The following is a 2129-nucleotide window of genomic DNA, read 5'->3' as shown; positions in this document are numbered from 1 at the left end:
GGCGTCTCTCGTCCGGCGGAAGTGTCGCAGAGCGCTGTCCGCCCCCATCGCGCCGACGGTGAAGCGTTCGACGTAGCCGTCCTGCCCGTCATCGACGAGCACCGACGCGCCGAGTTCGTCCGCGAGGTCGGCGACCGTCACGCCCGACAGCTCCCGTTCGCTCGGGAGCACCCCGTGGACCGGAATTCCGCGCCCTTCGAGGAAGGGGACGACGTCCGTCTCGAGCCCGTCGTAGGCCGCGTCGGGAACGTCGTTGAAGACGACGCCGGCGAGTCGGTCGCCGAACGTCTCGGCGGCGGCGATGACGTCGTCGACGTCTGCGGGGATCTCGTAGGATGCGACCAGTAGCACGCGCGCGTCGAGGAGGTCGGCGACGTCGGGGTCCGCGAGGTCGACGATTCCGCCGACATCGTATCGGCCGCCGCCCTCGACGAACAGCCGGTCGCAATCGGCCGCGAGCGTCTCGAACGCCTCTCGGACGCGTTCGCGCAGCTCGTCCGGATCTTCGCGCCCGCGGATCGCCTGCTCGACGAACGTCGGCGAGTAGACGACCGGCTCGAGGTCGTGCATCTCGGCCTCGAGCCCGAGCAGTTCGCGGGCGAGCAGCGGGTCCTCGTCGAGGGTCTTTCCGACGTTGCTCTGCAGCCGGGTGCCCTTCGGTTTCATGTAGCCGACGCTGTCGCCCTCGTCCCGCGCGAGCCGGGCGAGCGCCAGCGTGATGGCCGTCTTGCCGGTGCTCTCCTCGAGCGAGCTGACGAGCAGCGTCTCGACCGTGGTGTCGCCAGACGCGCTGTCGGTTCCGCTATCGGTGTCGGTATCGATGTCCGTGGATTCGGGTTCTGGATCGGTGTCGGTCATAGTTCCTCCGTGTCGGGTACGTCCGCGTCGAGTTCGTCCGGATCGACGGTCAGTCGTAGATCGATCGCCCGTACGCCCTCCGGGCCGGCCACGAGCGGGTTGATGTCGAGTTCGAGGATCGACGGGAAGTCCGTCACCAGCTGCGAGAGCCGCTGGATCGTCTCGACGACGCGCTCGACGTCCGCGGGGTCGCGGCCGCGTGCACCGCGCAACAGCGGTGCCGCCCGAATCTCGTCGACCATGTCGCGGGCCTCGCCCTCGCCGATCGGTGCGACGCGGACCGACGTGTCCTCGAGGATCTCGACGAAGATGCCGCCGAGTCCGAACAGCAGCAACGGACCGAACTGCGGGTCCCGGTTCATCCCGACGATGGTCTCGGTCGCGGACTCGAGGTCGAGCATCTCCTGGATCTGCACGCCGACGATCGTCGCGTCCGGCTGGTAGTTGCGCGCTCGAGCCACCACGTCCTCGTAGGCGTCGTAAACGTCCTCGTCCGCCACGCCGACTTTGACGCCACCGATGTCGGACTTGTGCGAGATGTCGGGACTGACGATCTTCAGGACGACGTCGCCCGCGATCGATTCCGCGACCTCGCGGGCGCGGTCGGGGTCGTCGACGATCTCCCCCTGCGGGGTCGGGATGCCGTAGGCCTCGAGCAGGTCCATCGACTCCACGCCGAGGCGGTTGTCGTCCCGACGCCGGACGCGCGCCAGAATCTCGCGGGCGCGTTCGCGATCGACGTCGAACGTTTCGGGCTCGTCGACCGTCCGCTCGCGAGTATCGCGGAAGCGAGCGAGCGCGTCGAGCCCCGAAACCGCTCGAGCGGGATCGAAGTAGTTCGGAACTCCCGACTCGCGCAGCGTTTCCTCGGCGTCGCGAGCCCGTTTCCCGCCCATGAGACACGTGACGACGGGCGTTTCGTGGGCCTCGAGCGTCTCGATCACCCGCTCGGCGAGGTCGTCGTACGACAGGACCGCGGTCGGCGCGGCGACGACCACGGCGCTACCGACGTTCGGATCGTCGAGCGCGAGCTCGAGGGCCTCGCCGAACCTGCCGACGTCGGCGTCGCCGATCGCGTCGATCGGGTTGTAGACGTTGGCTTCGTCTGGCATCGCCTTCGCGAGTGCCTCGCTCGTCTCGTCGGTGAAGGAGGCCATCTCGAGTCGCGAGTCGCCAACGGCGTCGGTCGTCAGGACGCCGGGGCCGCCCGCGTTGGTCACGACGGCGACGCCGTCGGTTTCGGGCTCCGGGAGCCCCGAAAGCGCCCGCGC

At 69.0% G+C, this 2129-nt stretch carries 2 protein-coding genes; both read right to left on the bottom strand.

Annotation, left to right across the window (positions count from 1 at the left end; all coding sequences use genetic code 11):
- Positions 1-858, bottom strand: an 858-nt coding sequence (locus PGX04_RS31205) for a phosphotransacetylase family protein (protein WP_273742022.1), incomplete at its 3' end; no start/stop codon positions are given.
- The coding region (locus tag PGX04_RS31200; RefSeq protein ID WP_273742021.1) for an acetate--CoA ligase family protein at positions 855-2129 on the bottom strand (1275 nt) is incomplete at its 5' end. The genes PGX04_RS31205 and PGX04_RS31200, both read right to left, overlap by 4 nt.

The sequence above is a fragment of the Natrinema soli genome, from assembly GCF_028618695.1.
The sequence above is the reverse complement of the archived record's forward strand: the minus strand, read 5'-3'. Positions and strand labels throughout refer to the sequence as shown.